This is a genomic window from Pseudomonas sp. AD21 (assembly GCF_002878485.1).
GTDB lineage: Bacteria > Pseudomonadota > Gammaproteobacteria > Pseudomonadales > Pseudomonadaceae > Aquipseudomonas.
Genome location: NZ_NQYG01000063.1, coordinates 17,728 through 32,219, shown reverse-complemented (window position 1 = coordinate 32,219; position 14,492 = coordinate 17,728). Strand labels below are relative to the sequence as shown.

Below are 14,492 nucleotides of genomic sequence, written 5' to 3'. Positions count from 1 at the left end.
CGTATGACGCCTGCGGGCAGCTCAAACACCAGCGCCTGCCGGACAACAGCAAACTCGACCACCACTACGCCAAGGGTGGCGCGCTGACGGCCATCGACCTCAACGGTGCACGGCTGACCAGCCACGTCTATCAGTCCGGTCGTGAACAACAACGCCAGCAAGGCCTGCTGCGCAGCGACTACGCCTACGACGACCAGGGCCGTTTACTGGCCCACGCTGTAGGCCATCAGCACGACTCGCTGTACCGCCGCGATTATGCCTACAGCGCCAACGGCAATCTTGAGCACATTGCCGACACCCGCCACGGCCAGCGCACCTACGCCTACGACGCCCTCGACCAGCTGATCCGTGTACGCCACTCGCGCGACGAACTGCCGGAATCCTTCGCCCACGACCCGGCCGGCAACCTGCTGATGCAGGACCGCCCAGGCCCCACCCGGATCAAGGGCAACCGCCTGCTGATGCAGGGCGACCGTCATTACGACTACGACGCCTTCGGCAACCTGATCCGCGAACGTCGCGGCCGCGATCAGCTACTGGTCACCGAATACCGCTACGACTGCCAGCACCGCCTGATCGGCCTGACCCGCCCCGACGGCAACACCGCGTCCTACCAGTACGACGCCTTCGGCCGCCGCATCCGCAAGACCGTCGACGGCCAGAGCACCGAGTTCTTCTGGCAAGGCGACCACCTCGTCGCCGAAAGCAGCCCGACGCACCACCGCAGCTACGTCTACGAACCCGGCACCTTCCGCCCACTGGCGCTGCTCGACGGCAAAGGCCCGAAAAAGGCCTGCCCGTTCTACTACCAACTCGACCACCTCGGCACCCCGCAGGAACTCACCGACTACAGCGGCGAAATCGTCTGGTCAGCGCAATACGACGCCTACGGCAAAGTCTCGGCGATCACCCTGGCGGGTGAGGACTATCTGGATCAGCCACTGCGTTTTCAGGGGCAGTATTTCGATGCGGAGAGCGGGCTGCATTACAACCGGCATCGGTATTACGACCCGAGGCTGGGGCGGTATCTGACGCCGGATCCCATCAAGTTGGCGGGTGGGTTGAATCAGTATCGGTATGTGCCGAATCCGACGGGGTGGGTGGATCCGTTGGGGTTGAGCTCAAACTGTCCGCCGCCGAACAGGCCGGGCTGTGAGGTGCCGGCTGCGAGTGATGAAGCTAAGGTTGAGGAGGCCAATCCAACGCTCCCCAAGCCGAGTTCCGGCCCTCAAGATTTTGGAAGTAACGAAAAGCTCACAGGCCATTTTGAAAAGCATGGCGCCGAATTCAAAGCGATGAGCAAAGGAGAGTATTTACTCGTCGCACGAGATGTAGTGAATCAAGGTACTCGTGTGGAGTATTTATACAAAGGAGAGGAGCGATCAGGGTATTTTTTGTTGATGGGGAACAATCGGAAAGGTGAAGCGAAATTTGCTTTCGTGGGCACCAACACGAATGATGAAATTACGACGCTCCACACCAAAAGTGGAAAAGAGTTTTGGCGGACAATCAATGGCAACGCACAAGATAAAACTGTGAGGCCTGCTCATGACTAGGAAATACAAAGCATTAGTCGTCGGAATAGATCCAGTCGTAGAAGACGCTATTGACATAGTAGTTGAAGGTTTTTCAGTCCGGTGCTTCGTCAGTTACAGCCCTTCAAAAATAGAGGTAGGGGGTACTTACGAAATGGAGTTCGAAATGCTGTTGCCTGACGAAGAGTGCATATCAGCTACCGAATGCAAAAAAAAGCAGATTGAGAAGCTCAATAACGGGCTCTCCTGTGACATTTATGGCTACTTGGATGGAGACGTCTTCCGGTCTGTTGTCGATTTTGCAGATCAGGATATCCACTACGAATACCCCCATCTGAATGGGCACTTCGTTAAAGTCAGCGCGGACAGGATTGATGTCTCTGTCTGTTCAATAGCCAATTAAAGCGGTGCTTGGCTGGCTTCGCTTGCAAGCCCTCCAGGAATCACACCATGATCACTACTCATCCTCATCCTCCAACGGCAACTCATCCCGCCCCAAAGGATCCGTAGGCGAAGGCAACGGATACTCCGGCGTTTCATCAGCATCGTCATCCTTCTGCTCACCGCCCATCTCGCACCTCGCAAAGGGCCTGATAAAACCCAGGCCCTGAAGACTCGAAAGCACCACAACTACGTTCGATCAGAAGAACAAGCAATCACTGCTCATCTTCATCCTCCTCATACTCCATATCTGCCTCATCTGAATCATTCAACGGCACCGTCGCATCATCCATCAGCGACCCCGGATCCTCATTCCCCGGATCATTGATAAACGGCAGACCACTCGAGCCTTTTTCTTCCTTGCCTTCAGTTTCGGGAGTCATGGCAAACCTCTACGTCTCGTGGGTTGTATAGCGTTCGAAAACCTCTGCTGCCAATCGTTCCAGCGTCCGACCGCCAGAAACGAAAAACCCGGCACCAGGGCCGGGTTTTTTTCGATCTTCAATCAATGATGGCGGTTTTTATGTTTGTACTTGTTGTGCTTGTGACCACCACCGGAATGTCCACTTCCGCCGTCGCCACCCAGGTTATTGCCCACCGCACCACCGGCCGCGCCGCCCAATCCAGCACCGATGGCTGAACCGGTGGAGCCGCCCAGGCTGTTACCGACAACCGAGCCACCGGCTGCGCCGAGGCCACCACCAATGGCGGCTTCCGTGCGGTTGTGTTTATTCGCCCCGACGGCGCTGCCCGCCGCGCCGCCGACGCCCGCGCCGACCGCCGCACCGGTGCTGCCACCGAGCTGACCACCGACCACATTACCGAGCACGCCGCCCAGCCCGCCACCCACAGCGGCGCTACCATCTCCGGCGGCCATCGCGCCTTGAGCGACCAGTAACCCGAAAAACAGTGCAGACAATGACAAACGCATTTGAACCTCACAGTTCCCGAATCGGGACGGTATGCCCACAGGGCCTATGTCAAATTGGAGACATTTTTCGGCAAAACGTTCAGCCATGAAAAAGCCAGGCATTGAGCCGGGCTTTTTCTGACAAGCGCTCGCTATCAGTGACGCTTGTGACCTTTGGACAGGCTGGTGCCCACTGCACCACCGGCAGCACCACCAAGACCGGCGCCAATGGTTGCGCCATTCTTGCCACCCAGGCTGTTGCCGATTACCGAACCACCGGCCGCGCCAACGCCGCCACCGATGGCCGCTTTGGTACGGTTGCCCTTGCCAGCGGTCATGGCACTACCAGCCGCACCTGCAACACCGGCACCAATCGCTGCGCCGGTGCTGCCGCCCATTTTCTGGCCGACCACATTACCCAGCGCACCACCCAGACCGCCGCCAAGTGCAGCAGTGCCTTCGCCAGCCACCGCACCTTGAGCAACCAGAAGACCCAGAACCAGAGCGGGCAACGTTAAACGCATGACAAGAACCTCAAAAATAGGGAGATCAAAAGGGGCCGAGATTGAATGCTGCCGACGCGCTAAAGTCCAGACAAAATCAGCTGCCGCCATGCACTTGGCGCCGATTGGACAGCGATTTTGCAAAAGGTTTTATCGCAGGCAAAAAAAAGCCCGCTGGGGAGACGGGCTGGAGACTTGCTTTCTAACGGATGGCTTCACCCTACGTCCGTGGACGTGAAAAGTTTGTGAAAGAAATCCAGATCTGCCCTACCGCTTGTAGGAGATTTCCCTTCATAAACTTCAGGCATAAAAAACCCCGTTCATAGACGGGGTTGTGAGGTCGCTGATTACTTTCTCGACCGAGTCGAGACCTTCGGCAGAAACTTGGCTTTTGGCCCCTTGGGCGCGGTGGACTTGATCTTGCCGGTCTGAACCGGATCCTCGCCAAAGCCCGCCTGATACTCCGTCTGGCCGCAACGGACGCAGTTGTTGAATGAAAATTCAGCGCCATCGTCTTCGATATACGGATCAGTCATACCTTCGCCCCTTTCAAATGGATCGATACCGGCAAAGCCCTTTTGCCTGAAAAAATATCGACCTCCAAGGCTTTTGAGACTAGTCGGTCATTACTGGACTTGCGGTTCAGTTCGACCGATGCCCGACGAATGGCCTACACCGATTCAACACCCGCACTAACCGTTGATCTCACAACGCTAAAGATTCCCGGCCACAGGCCGTTGCCCTTTTTCATACAAATGAATCTCAAGGAGAGAACATGAAAATCAACGGATTCCCGGATATGCCTGTCGTAAAACTCACGGACGAACAGATCGCTGCCGGCAAAGCCGCCGGTGAGAAATTCAAGGAAAAGCTTGCTTCAGGTGACATCACCATCACCTACCCGGACAAACCGGTTCTGACCCCCGGCGTTATCTACCACCCGAGTCAGCCGGCCGATCCGACACCCGCCACCGGAACCCCGCCTCTGGTCGCAATCGATACGCCCCTGACCTATGACGCCCACGGGCTTGTCATCCTCAAGCCACAGGGCTGACCGAAAGCAAAAAGCCCATTCATCGTCTGAATGGGCTCGCGTGAACACGGCGACTGCATCAACGCAACCTGACAGCCGTGCCGGTCGCAAACACCACGACCATGCCGCCCTTGCCCGCCGGCATGCTGATCTCGAAATCCAGCCCGACCACCGCGTCCGCCTGCAACGCCCGCGCCCGCTCCTTGATCTCGTCAGTCGCCTGCACCCGCGCCTCTTTCAACGCACGCTCCAGCGTCTGCGACCGCCCACCGAAAAAATCGCGCATGCCGGCAAACATGTCACGGATCACATTGACCCCCTGCACCGACTCCGCGCTGACAATGTCCAGGTACGCGGTGATCTGTCGGCCTTCGATGGCGTGAGTGGTAGAAATGATCATGCAAGCAGTTCCTATGTCCATAAAGGTCGCGATTGTAAACCCTGAACGAGAAGCGCCGAGATAGTAGCCTTATAATCGCAGTTCCTGACAGACACGTCGCTTGGCTCACGACTGCACCACTGTTAACTTTACGCGCGCACAGCGATACACGAAGGATCACCCATGCAATACACGCTTCGCCTAAAAGGAATGTGCTGTTTTCTGTTCTTCGCCCTCTGTTTCAACGCCGTGTTGCTCTTCGTTCTGCTGTGGTCCGCCCTGCTCTTCCAGCCCTTGCTGGCCTGGTTTGATAATGCGAGCTTTATGGTTAACGCCAACCACTTCCTGGCGGACTTCAAGACGTTGTCGTTTACCGAAAAGTATTACTCAACCCGCGATCAACTCTTCACTCTCTCTAGCCACGCAATGATCGGAAACTGCATTGGCTGGTTCAGCTACCTGTTACTCACTTTGCGAAAAAGGGCAAAACTGGCAATCGTGCCCCTTGGCGTCATGCTGGTGCTCATGGCAGCGCTGAAGCCCGAATGGCTGGTAATGAGCATCTTTGGCTATGTGACTTCGTACATCAGCGCCGTGTTTCTTCACTACCACAGCATGAACGTGCTGCAGTTCTTCATCTCGGATCTCGCCGAAAAACATTACTCCCTGAACAATGTATCCATGCACCACGAAGCAACGCTCAGAGAGAAATGCACAGAAATCGCCGACGCCATCGGCAGCTCGCCTGAAGCAGTCCTGGACGATATGAATAGAAGGTTGCCGGGCGTGTTATTGGGGATGTACGTCGCGGAACCGGATCGACTGTTCCCTGGGTTTGAATCGCGTTTCGTCCCGAAAAAGCAATGAGCCAAGCAAAACCTGGAACCGCGAGCAGGACGTCAGCACTCGCTCTATCTACGCCAACACCAGGTCCTGCCCTGGTGCGAAGAAAATCCGCACGCCAAAAACCAAAAACCCCCTGATCTCTTTCGAAATCAGGGGTTTGGCGTATTGAATTTGGCGGTGACGGAGAGACTCGAAACTTCAGGCTGAGACAGTGAAGTTTCGGTATTTGAGGCAGCTTCCGAGCCAGCAGCAACACCCAACCGACTAAACGGTGCCTCTCAAGCGCATCAGGCTCAGCAAGGAATCTCGTTCTTGCAGAGCCTATGGAGAGTGGAACGACCTGCCCGACGAGGGCAGCGCACCTTTGATGGCAACGACCGGGACATGCAGCTTGGGTTGTGTGATGTCATAGACCTGAAGTTCACACCCTTCCCCACGATCTACGAAAACAAACTCCGCCAGATAAACCTTTTGCTTCTCAGGAACAAAGGTACTTGTGATCGGTCCGCAGGTGTAATCCGAGGAGACAGTCGGATTGGCGGTTACCTTTTTCTCATACTTGTTCTTCGACGGGTTGAATACATAGTCTTCGTTGTAAAGCGTGCGATAACCTGGCGCCGGAATTTGACTTCTGACCGTCGATGATCCGCCCACTTGCAATGTCTGGCCGGGATCGGCCTGTATTTCCAGCTGGGGGAACTGCTTGGAAACCGCACTGTTGAGACGACTGAACCATGCGCCAACTTTATTGCGAAACGGTTTGACGACGGTCCCAAGTTTATCGGGTCGTTTATCCAAGTCGTTTCCTCGAACTACTTCAAAATCTACCGGGTTAGCTGCATCACCTGATGCCTGCATGATCACTTTGGCGTGTAGTTCATCTACGGTGACCGTCTTCTGCTCCAGCATGATGCCATCGGTCCAGAGTGATGGCGCAGAACTGCGAGAATCGGTAACGCAACCGCACAACCCCAAAAATAGAGCCATCATGACAACTGTCTTCACTGCACTTCCCTGCGTTGAACTGCCGATGAGTTTCCAGGTATTTAGCGTTTCCTGAAGGCGATTACAAAACGCCACTATCGCGCAGAATCACAACCTAGGGAAACCGGTGAAACGCGGAAATTTCGCCTTTTTTATTCGGAACGCCAAAGCCTGCTTGCCTGAGCCTGCTTTTGACGCACCGAAACAAAGCATCAGCCCCCCCTATTGATCCTATCGGGTTATTTTCCAGACGCCAGAAACCACAAAACCCCTGATCTCCTTCGAAATCAGGGGTTTTGCGTATTGAATATGGCGGTGAAGGAGAGATTCGAACTCTCGATACAGTTTCCTGTATACACACTTTCCAGGCGTGCTCCTTAAGCCACTCGGACACTTCACCGTATCTCTTCAAACATGTTCTGTCTGTCGAGGCGCGCTAATGTAGTCGAAAGCTTTTCCGATGGCAAACTTTTTTTCAGAATTTTCATGCGGTTAAGAGAAAAAGGCGTTTGGCCCGTCGAAGGACGATGGCAAACCGGCCAATCTCTGGTGACGGCGCCCCTTCTATATAGAAGCAGAATGGCGCGCTACGCCGGGTGAGCCGAGAAACGGTGACCGGCGAGTCAGTCACGGCGCTTTACCTGGCCTACGGTGGTGGGTAACGTCTGCCCATCTTTCTTACAAGGAATTGCGTCATGAGTGAGTTGATTGCCTACCACCTCGAAGACGGCATCGCGACCCTGACCTTGAACAACGGCAAGGTCAATGCCATTTCCCCGGACGTGATTGCGGCGTTCAACGCGGCGCTGGATCAGGCGGTGACTGATCGTGCCATCGTGATCATTACCGGTCAGCCGGGGATTTTGTCGGGCGGCTATGACCTGAAAGTGATGACTGCCGGCCCGAAAGAAGCCGTGTCTCTGGTGACCGCCGGTTCGACCCTGGCCCGTCGCCTGCTTTCCCACCCGTTCCCGGTGATCGTTGCGTGCCCTGGGCACGCGGTGGCCAAGGGCGCGTTCCTGCTGCTATCCGCCGACTACCGCATCGGCGTCGACGGCCCGTTCAGCATTGGTCTGAACGAAGTGCAGATCGGCATGACCATGCACCACGCCGGCATTGAGCTGGCGCGTGATCGCCTGCGTCGCTCGGCGTTCCACCGTTCGGTGATCAACGGCGAAATGTTTGATCCGAAGAGCGCCGTGGATGCCGGTTTCCTCGACAAGGTGGTGGCTGCCGAAGAACTGCCAAGCGCTGCCCTGGCCGCCGCGCGTCAGTTGAAAAAGATCAACATGACCGCGCACAAGAACACCAAGCTCAAAGTGCGCAAGGCGCTGCTCGAAGCCCTCGACAACGCGATCATCCAGGATCAGGAACATCTGGGCTAAGCCCGCGCTTGCAGCACCGAAGAAAAGCCCGACCGTCGTGTCGGGCTTTTTCTTGCGCGTTCGGTTGATCAAGCGTCGACAGCTCTAGGACGCGTCTGACCATCAACCCGGAAACATGCGCTTAAACATCGCCTATCTCCGGACTCTATAGCAGCAATTGCCGAAAACAGTGCACATCCGTACACTGCGCCACCTTTTGTCCCGGTGGGGCCTGAAAATGCTGTTTGTGTTTCGTATGTTATTGATGGGCCTGCACTTTATTCTGGCCGGCGTGCTGGGCGTGACCCTCGGCCTGTGCCGTCCGTTCAACCCGGACAACAGCCGTCTGTGCGCCCGCCTCTATGCTTGGCCGGCCATGTGCATTCTGCGTCTGCGCGTAAAGTCCGACGTCAGCGGCTTGATGAGCAAGCCGGACAGCTGCGTGATCATCGCCAACCATCAGTCCAACTACGACCTGTTTGTGTTCGGTAATGTGGTGCCGCGTCGCACCGTGTGCATCGGCAAGAAGAGCCTGAAATGGGTGCCACTGTTCGGGCAACTGTTCTGGCTCGCCGGTAACGTGTTGATCGACCGAGGCAATGCGCACAAGGCGCGTCAATCGATGCTCACCACCACCAACACCTTGCAGAACGAAGACACCTCGATCTGGGTGTTCCCTGAAGGCACGCGCAACCTCGGTGAAGAACTGCTGCCATTCAAGAAAGGCGCGTTCCAGATGGCGATCGCCGCCGGCGTGCCGATCGTGCCGGTGTGCGTCAGCAGCTACATCAAGCACATGCGCCTGAACCGCTGGCGCAGCGGGAAAATCCTCATACGCTCGCTGCCGGCGATTCCTACAGCAGGGCTGACGATGGATGACATGCCCTTGCTCATGTCCCAGTGCCGCGAACAGATGCGTGAATGCATCGCCGCGATGGATCAGCAGCTGCAAGCTGCGTGAAAAAACAAACCCGCCTTGTGCGGGTTTTCTTTTGCCGGGTGAACTGTACAGATTTCACTGACTCTCAAGCAGCGACACGGCTAAGCTGAAGCCTTGTACTCCCTGCCATCTGCCAAGAAGAAGTGAACCACCACCATGGGTCGAGTTGTTGCTGCTGCGGTTTACAGCGCAGGTAAGAAAGTCACCAATATTACCCTCGATGAGGGCGCCGCCTGGGCCGCGAAAACCGGGCACTTTGTCTGGATCGGACTCGAAGAGCCGGACGCCCAGGAGCTGGCCAAACTGCAACGCCAGTTCAACCTGCACGAACTGGCCATTGAAGACGCCCTGGAAAAACACAGCCGGCCGAAGCTGGAAACCTTTGGCGACGCATTGTTTATCGTCACTTACTCGCCGATCCGCGAGCATGGCATTTTGCAGTTCATCGAAACGCATATTTTCGCCGGCAAGGGCTACATCATCACTGCCCGCAACGGCCACTCGGCGTCCTACGCCCATGTCCGCCAACGCTGTGAGGCGCGTCCGCTGTTGCTGGAGCACGGGGAAGATTTCGTGCTCTATGCAATCCTGGATTTCGTGATCGAAAACTACCAGCCGGTGGGCGAAGCGATTCATGCCGAGATCGATGAGCTGGAGCGCAACGTGCTGTGCAGTGCGTTGAACGAACATGACATCCAGAAACTCCACGGCCTGCGCCGCGATGTCTTGCGCCTGCGCCGCTACGCAGCGCCAATGGTGGAGATCGGCGAGGAGCTGCAGAAACTGAGCTTCCCGTTCATCGACAAGAACATGCGCCCGTACTTCCGCGACGTGCAGATTCACGTCACCCGGCAAATGGAAGACCTGACCACGCTGGCGGACATTGCCAGCCAGACCATCGAGGTCGGCGTATTGCTTGAGGCGTCACGGCAGAGCGTGGTGCAGCGCAAGTTTGCCGCGTGGGCAGCGATTCTGGCGTTCCCGACGGCGGTGGCGGGGATTTACGGGATGAATTTCCAGAACATGCCGGAACTGAGCTGGCATTACGGCTACTTTGCCGTGCTGGGGTTTATCACGGTGGGGTGTGTGAGTTTGTGGGCGAGTTTCAAGAAATCGGGGTGGTTGTAGTCGGCACTGCGTTGTCCGGAAAATTCGCGAGCAAGCTCGCTCCCACATTGATCCTTGTCGATACGAAGATCCAGGTGGGAGCGAGCCTGCTCGCGAAGCTCTTCAGGCCGCTTCTGGCTTGTGCGCCACAAACCGCATCATCCATTCCGCGACGGTCGTGCCATGGTGCTCCTGCTCCAGGCTGGCGACGCCTTTCGAGTAGATCTGCGAACCCAGCGCCTCCTGACGCAGTTCCAGCAGCGCCCGCGAATAGTCGTGAATGAACTCCGGGTGGCCCTGGAAGCACAGCACTTGATCGTTGATGTGATACGCGGCAAACGGGCAGAAATCGCTGGAAGCGATGACCGTGGCGTTTTCCGGCAGCGCGGTGACCTGATCCTGGTGACTGATCAGCAGCGTCAGCTCTTCACGCACCGGGCTCATCCACGGCGCCTTGGCCGCCAGTTTGTAGTTGTGGGTGCCGACCCCCCAGCCCTGGGTGGCGCGCTCGCTCTTGCCGCCCAGCAGCAGCGCCAGCAGTTGATGGCCGAAGCACACGCCGAGCAGCTTGTCGCCGCGCTCGTAGCGGGTCAGCAGGTATTGCTTGAGGGTCTGGATCCACGGGTCGGTACCGAACGAATCGGCCTTGCTGCCGGTGATCAGGTACGCGTCGAAGGTCAGGTCGTCGCTCGGGTATTCGCCCTGCATCACGTTGTACACGGTGAACTCGGCGGCAATCGGTTGCTGCGAGAACAGGCGCTGGAACATCTGCCCGTAACCCTGATATTGATCGACCAGTTCCGGACGCAGGATGTCGGTTTCCAGAATGCAGATGCGTAGCGACATAAAAAATACCTGACACGTGATGGGAATAATGAACACCCAGAGCCTGCCTTGAAACACCCCGGCAAGGCAAGCCCCGCAGCGTTCACCCGATCACTTAAAACAGCTCGTCTTTCGCGGCTTTTTCCAGCAGCAACGCCGGCGGGGCAAAGCGCTCGCCATATTGCTCGGCCAGATATTGCGCACGCGCGACGAAGTCCTGCACGCCATACTGATTGATGAACTGCAGCGCGCCGCCGGTCCACGGCGCAAAACCGATGCCGAAGATCGAGCCGACGTTGGCGTCCGCCGTCGAGGTCAGCACGCCCTCCTCCACGCAGCGCACGGTCTCGAGGGCCTGCACGAACAGCAGGCGATCACGCACATCCTTTGGCGAAATCTGCCCGTCCGCCTTCTCGAAGTGGGTCTTCAATTCGGGCCACAGATGCTTCTGACCGCCGGCCGGGTAATCGTAGAAACCGCCGCCTGCGGCTTTTCCCGGACGCTTGTATTCGTTGAGCAGCAAGTCAATCACGGCGAACGCCGGGTGTTCTATCAGCGGTTTCCCTTCTGCTTGCAGGTCTTTGGCCGTTTGCTGACGGATATGGCTCATCAGGCTGAGGGAAACTTCGTCGGAGATCACCAGCGGCCCGACCGGCATCCCGGCCTTGCGCGCCTCGGTCTCGATCATCGGCGCACTCACCCCCTCGCCGAGCATGGCAATGCCTTCGTTGGTAAAGGTGCCGAACACTCGCGAGGTAAAGAAACCACGACTGTCATTGACCACGATCGGGGTTTTCTTGATTTGCAGGACGAAGTCGAAACCCCGCGCCAGGGTTTCATCGCTGGTCTGCGCGCCCTTGATGATTTCCACCAGCGGCATTTTTTCCACCGGACTGAAGAAATGCAGGCCGATGAACTTGCTTTGATCCGGCACTGCCATCGCCAGCCCGGTGATCGGCAAGGTCGAGGTGTTGGAGGCAATCACCGCATCGCTACCGACCACTTGCTGCGCCGCTGCCGAGACCTTGGCTTTCAGTTCGCGATCCTCGAATACGGCTTCGATGATCAAGTCGCAGCCAGTCAGATCGGCATCGTTTTCGCTGGGTTGGATCCGCGCCAGCACCGCTTCGCGTTTTTCCGCGGTCATCTGGCCCCGGGCGACTTTCTTGTCGAGCAACGCCGCCGAATGCGCCTTGCCCTTCTCGGCCGCCGCCAGGTTGATGTCCTTGAGCACCACGTTGATGCCGGCCGAGGCGCTGACGAAAGCAATCCCGGCGCCCATCATCCCCGCACCCAGCACGCCGACCTTACGTGTGACAGAGGGCTCGAAGCCCTGCGGTCGCGAACCACCGGCGTTGATTTCGTTGAGCTGGAACCAGAAGGTGCCGATCAGGTTTTTCGAGATCTGCCCGGTGGTCAATTCGGTGAAGTAACGGGTTTCGATCAGGTGCGCGGTGTCGAAATCCACCTGCGCGCCTTCCACTGCCGCACAGAGAATTTTCTCCGGGGCCGGCAGCGTGCCTTGGGTCTTCGCCCGCAGGATCGACGGCGCAATCGCCAGCATCTGCGCGACTTTCGGATTCGACGGCGTGCCGCCTGGGATCTGATAGCCCTTCACGTCCCAACGCTGCACGGCGCCCGGGTTGGCGACAATCCATGCGCGGGCCTTGGCTAGCAGTTCGTCACGATCCGCCGCCAGCTCATCGATCAAACCGGCCTGCAACGCCTGTTGCGGGCGCACCTTCTTGCCTTCGAGTAGATACGGCAGGGCTTTTTCGATGCCGAGCATACGCACCATGCGCACTACCCCGCCGCCGCCCGGCAGCAGACCGAGGGTCACTTCCGGCAGCCCGAGTTGCACCGCCGCATCGTCCAGCGCCACCCGGTGATGGCAGGCCAGACAGATTTCCCAGCCACCGCCGAGCGCCGCACCGTTGATCGCGGCGACCACGGGTTGGCCAAGGGTTTCCAGGGTGCGCAACTGGGCTTTGAGGCTCAGCACCATGTCATAGAACGCTTTGGCCTCGGGTTTGCCGACCTTGATCAGCTCATTGAGGTCGCCGCCGGCAAAGAAGGTTTTCTTCGCCGAGGTGATGATGACCCCGGCGATGCTGTCCTTTTCCGCCAGCAGACGCGCAACGCAGGCGCCCATGGCCTGGCGGTACACGGCGTTCATGGTGTTGGCGCTCTGGCCCGGCATGTCGATGGTCAGCACGACGATGCCGTCCTGGCCTTTTTCGTAAAGAATGGCTTCGCTCATAACAAGATTCCTTGAATTCGGGGGCTCAGAGGCGTTCGATGATGGTGGCAATGCCCATGCCGCCGCCGACGCACAGCGTCGCCAGGCCGTAGCGCAGGCGCCGGGCTTCCAGTTCATCGAGCAGGGTGCCGAGGATCGCGCAACCGGTGGCGCCCAACGGGTGGCCCATCGCGATGGAGCCGCCGTTGACGTTGACCTTGTCCGGGTCAACCGCCATGTCCTTGATGAACTTGAGCACCACCGAGGCAAATGCTTCGTTGACCTCGAACAGGTCGATGTCTTCCACGTGCAAGCCAGCCTTGGCCAGAGCCTTGCGGGTGGCCGGCGCCGGGCCGGTGAGCATGATCGTCGGGTCGGTGCTGGTCACCGCCGTCGCAACGATTCGCGCCCGTGGTTGCAGACCCAGCGCGCGGCCCTTGGCTTCGGAGCCGATCAACATCAGCGCGGCACCGTCGACGATCCCGGAGCTGTTGCCCGGCGTGTGCACGTGGTTGATCCGCTCGACGTGGCTGTAGACCCGCAGCGCTGTGGCATCGAAACCCATCTGCCCAATCATCTCGAAACTCGGTTTGAGTTTGCCGAGGCCTTCCATGGTCGACTCGGCCCGAATGAATTCGTCGTGGTCGAGCAGAATGATGCCGTTCTGATCCTGCACCGGTACCAGCGACTTGTTGAACGAACCGTCGGCCCGCGCCCGCGCTGCTTTTTGCTGCGAGTGCAACGCGTAGGCATCGACGTCCTGACGGCTGAAACCTTCGAGCGTGGCGATCAGGTCAGCGCCAACACCCTGTGGGGTGAAGTGGCTGTGCAGGTTGGTCTGCGGGTCCAGCGCCCAGGCGCCGCCGTCGCTGCCCATCGGCACCCGCGACATCGACTCGACACCGCCGACCACCACCAGGTCTTCGAAACCGGAACGGACTTTCATCGCGCCGAGGTTCACCGCCTCCAGACCCGAGGCGCAGAAGCGGTTGATCTGCACGCCGGCCACGCTGACATCCCAATCCGCCACTTGCACCGCCGTCTTCGCGATGTCCGAGCCCTGATCGCCGATCGGCGTGACGCAACCGAGCACCACGTCATCGACCTGGCTGGTGTCCAGCGCGGTGCGGCTCTGCAGCGCGGTCAACAACCCCGCGACCAGATTCACCGGTTTGACGCTGTGCAGCGCGCCATCGGCCTTGCCTTTGCCGCGGGGCGTGCGTAACGCATCGAAAATCAAAGCTTGGGTCATGACGTCCTCGAACCTGTGCGGTGAGTGAAATTCGTGGTGTCACTGTTGTCCCGCGCCGTCGAGGATTCAATGACCACAGTGCTCAATGACGTTGACGCGCACGCTCAGACGGACGGTCATCCACCATTGGGTGA

The 14,492-nt window shown here is 58.1% G+C and carries 16 protein-coding genes and 1 tRNA gene; 7 read left to right on the top strand and 10 right to left on the bottom strand.

Features of this window, described 5'->3' with window-relative positions:
- A partial coding sequence (locus tag PseAD21_RS24835; RefSeq protein WP_146011314.1) for an RHS repeat domain-containing protein occupies positions 1 to 1,556 on the top strand: 1,556 nt, incomplete at its 5' end.
- Positions 1,549 to 1,938: a hypothetical protein gene (locus PseAD21_RS24830; protein WP_102358430.1), complete on the top strand. Its 390-nt coding sequence runs from the start codon at positions 1,549 to 1,551 to the stop codon at positions 1,936 to 1,938. The genes PseAD21_RS24835 and PseAD21_RS24830, both read left to right, overlap by 8 nt.
- A 253-nt stretch (positions 1,939 to 2,191) precedes the next feature.
- Here PseAD21_RS24830 and PseAD21_RS29790 read toward each other — a convergent pair whose 3' ends face one another.
- From PseAD21_RS29790 to PseAD21_RS24815, 4 genes are all read right to left on the bottom strand, one after another.
- Entirely contained in the window at positions 2,192 to 2,359 is a 168-nt protein-coding gene (locus tag PseAD21_RS29790; RefSeq protein WP_007914082.1) for a hypothetical protein, read from the bottom strand.
- A 122-nt stretch (positions 2,360 to 2,481) separates the two neighbouring features.
- On the bottom strand, positions 2,482 to 2,907 hold the full coding sequence (locus PseAD21_RS24825; RefSeq protein ID WP_102358429.1) for a YMGG-like glycine zipper-containing protein: 426 nt from the start codon (positions 2,905 to 2,907) through the stop codon (positions 2,482 to 2,484).
- 134 nt (positions 2,908 to 3,041) lie between these two features.
- Positions 3,042 to 3,410, bottom strand: a complete 369-nt coding sequence (locus PseAD21_RS24820) for a bacteriocin (RefSeq protein ID WP_102358428.1) — start codon at positions 3,408 to 3,410, stop codon at positions 3,042 to 3,044.
- Positions 3,411 to 3,736: 326 nt separating this feature from the next.
- On the bottom strand, positions 3,737 to 3,925 hold the full coding sequence (locus tag PseAD21_RS24815) for a hypothetical protein (RefSeq protein WP_025113331.1): 189 nt from the start codon (positions 3,923 to 3,925) through the stop codon (positions 3,737 to 3,739).
- Positions 3,926 to 4,164: 239 nt separating this feature from the next.
- On the opposite strand from PseAD21_RS24815, the gene PseAD21_RS24810 reads away from it, so the two are divergent.
- On the top strand, positions 4,165 to 4,443 hold the full coding sequence (locus PseAD21_RS24810; protein WP_102358427.1) for a hypothetical protein: 279 nt from the start codon (positions 4,165 to 4,167) through the stop codon (positions 4,441 to 4,443).
- A 58-nt stretch (positions 4,444 to 4,501) separates the two neighbouring features.
- Here the strand turns inward: PseAD21_RS24810 and PseAD21_RS24805 are convergent, their stop codons facing one another.
- The gene (locus tag PseAD21_RS24805) at positions 4,502 to 4,822 is read right to left on the bottom strand and encodes a YbjQ family protein (RefSeq protein ID WP_102358426.1); all 321 of its coding nucleotides are present in this window, start codon (positions 4,820 to 4,822) and stop codon (positions 4,502 to 4,504) included.
- A 162-nt stretch (positions 4,823 to 4,984) separates the two neighbouring features.
- Between PseAD21_RS24805 and PseAD21_RS24800 the strand changes: the two genes are divergently transcribed.
- Entirely contained in the window at positions 4,985 to 5,668 is a 684-nt protein-coding gene (locus PseAD21_RS24800) for a hypothetical protein (protein ID WP_102358425.1), read from the top strand.
- A 300-nt stretch (positions 5,669 to 5,968) separates the two neighbouring features.
- Here PseAD21_RS24800 and PseAD21_RS24795 read toward each other — a convergent pair whose 3' ends face one another.
- Both PseAD21_RS24795 and PseAD21_RS24790 read right to left on the bottom strand, forming a co-directional pair.
- Positions 5,969 to 6,652 (bottom strand): hypothetical protein, encoded by a 684-nt coding sequence (locus PseAD21_RS24795; RefSeq protein WP_102358424.1) that lies wholly within the window; start codon positions 6,650 to 6,652, stop codon positions 5,969 to 5,971.
- Positions 6,653 to 6,941: 289 nt separating this feature from the next.
- Positions 6,942 to 7,031 (bottom strand) — tRNA-Ser (locus tag PseAD21_RS24790).
- Positions 7,032 to 7,326: 295 nt separating this feature from the next.
- Between PseAD21_RS24790 and PseAD21_RS24785 the strand changes: the two genes are divergently transcribed.
- The 3 genes from PseAD21_RS24785 to PseAD21_RS24775 all read left to right on the top strand — a co-directional run bounded on the left by PseAD21_RS24785 (position 7,327) and on the right by PseAD21_RS24775 (position 10,063).
- Complete coding sequence (locus tag PseAD21_RS24785; RefSeq protein WP_102358423.1) at positions 7,327 to 8,016, top strand: crotonase/enoyl-CoA hydratase family protein; 690 nt, start codon at positions 7,327 to 7,329, stop codon at positions 8,014 to 8,016.
- Positions 8,017 to 8,233: 217 nt separating this feature from the next.
- Complete coding sequence (locus PseAD21_RS24780; RefSeq protein ID WP_102358422.1) at positions 8,234 to 8,956, top strand: 1-acyl-sn-glycerol-3-phosphate acyltransferase; 723 nt, start codon at positions 8,234 to 8,236, stop codon at positions 8,954 to 8,956.
- Positions 8,957 to 9,091: 135 nt separating this feature from the next.
- The gene (locus PseAD21_RS24775) at positions 9,092 to 10,063 is read left to right on the top strand and encodes a magnesium and cobalt transport protein CorA (protein WP_102358421.1); all 972 of its coding nucleotides are present in this window, start codon (positions 9,092 to 9,094) and stop codon (positions 10,061 to 10,063) included.
- 102 nt (positions 10,064 to 10,165) lie between these two features.
- On the opposite strand, the gene PseAD21_RS24770 is transcribed toward PseAD21_RS24775, so the two are convergent.
- From PseAD21_RS24770 to PseAD21_RS24760, 3 genes are all read right to left on the bottom strand, one after another.
- The gene (locus PseAD21_RS24770; RefSeq protein ID WP_102358420.1) at positions 10,166 to 10,888 is read right to left on the bottom strand and encodes an amidotransferase; all 723 of its coding nucleotides are present in this window, start codon (positions 10,886 to 10,888) and stop codon (positions 10,166 to 10,168) included.
- 94 nt (positions 10,889 to 10,982) lie between these two features.
- Positions 10,983 to 13,127 (bottom strand): 3-hydroxyacyl-CoA dehydrogenase NAD-binding domain-containing protein, encoded by a 2,145-nt coding sequence (locus PseAD21_RS24765; RefSeq protein WP_102358419.1) that lies wholly within the window; start codon positions 13,125 to 13,127, stop codon positions 10,983 to 10,985.
- Positions 13,128 to 13,152: 25 nt separating this feature from the next.
- Entirely contained in the window at positions 13,153 to 14,358 is a 1,206-nt protein-coding gene (locus PseAD21_RS24760; protein ID WP_102358418.1) for an acetyl-CoA C-acetyltransferase, read from the bottom strand.
- Positions 14,359 to 14,492: the final 134 nt, after the last annotated feature.

Bases quoted from the DNA above. Each gene is read 5' to 3' on its own strand.
- PseAD21_RS24830 (WP_102358430.1), top strand. From the start codon at position 1,549: ATGACTAGGAAATACAAAGCATTAGTCGTCGGAATAGATCCAGTCGTA.
- PseAD21_RS29790 (WP_007914082.1), bottom strand. From the start codon at position 2,359: ATGACTCCCGAAACTGAAGGCAAGGAAGAAAAAGGCTCGAGTGGTCTG.
- PseAD21_RS24825 (WP_102358429.1), bottom strand. From the start codon at position 2,907: ATGCGTTTGTCATTGTCTGCACTGTTTTTCGGGTTACTGGTCGCTCAA.
- PseAD21_RS24820 (WP_102358428.1), bottom strand. From the start codon at position 3,410: ATGCGTTTAACGTTGCCCGCTCTGGTTCTGGGTCTTCTGGTTGCTCAA.
- PseAD21_RS24815 (WP_025113331.1), bottom strand. From the start codon at position 3,925: ATGACTGATCCGTATATCGAAGACGATGGCGCTGAATTTTCATTCAAC.
- PseAD21_RS24810 (WP_102358427.1), top strand. From the start codon at position 4,165: ATGAAAATCAACGGATTCCCGGATATGCCTGTCGTAAAACTCACGGAC.
- PseAD21_RS24805 (WP_102358426.1), bottom strand. From the start codon at position 4,822: ATGATCATTTCTACCACTCACGCCATCGAAGGCCGACAGATCACCGCG.
- PseAD21_RS24800 (WP_102358425.1), top strand. From the start codon at position 4,985: ATGCAATACACGCTTCGCCTAAAAGGAATGTGCTGTTTTCTGTTCTTC.
- PseAD21_RS24785 (WP_102358423.1), top strand. From the start codon at position 7,327: ATGAGTGAGTTGATTGCCTACCACCTCGAAGACGGCATCGCGACCCTG.
- PseAD21_RS24780 (WP_102358422.1), top strand. From the start codon at position 8,234: ATGCTGTTTGTGTTTCGTATGTTATTGATGGGCCTGCACTTTATTCTG.
- PseAD21_RS24775 (WP_102358421.1), top strand. From the start codon at position 9,092: ATGGGTCGAGTTGTTGCTGCTGCGGTTTACAGCGCAGGTAAGAAAGTC.
- PseAD21_RS24770 (WP_102358420.1), bottom strand. From the start codon at position 10,888: ATGTCGCTACGCATCTGCATTCTGGAAACCGACATCCTGCGTCCGGAA.
- PseAD21_RS24765 (WP_102358419.1), bottom strand. From the start codon at position 13,127: ATGAGCGAAGCCATTCTTTACGAAAAAGGCCAGGACGGCATCGTCGTG.
- PseAD21_RS24760 (WP_102358418.1), bottom strand. From the start codon at position 14,358: ATGACCCAAGCTTTGATTTTCGATGCGTTACGCACGCCCCGCGGCAAA.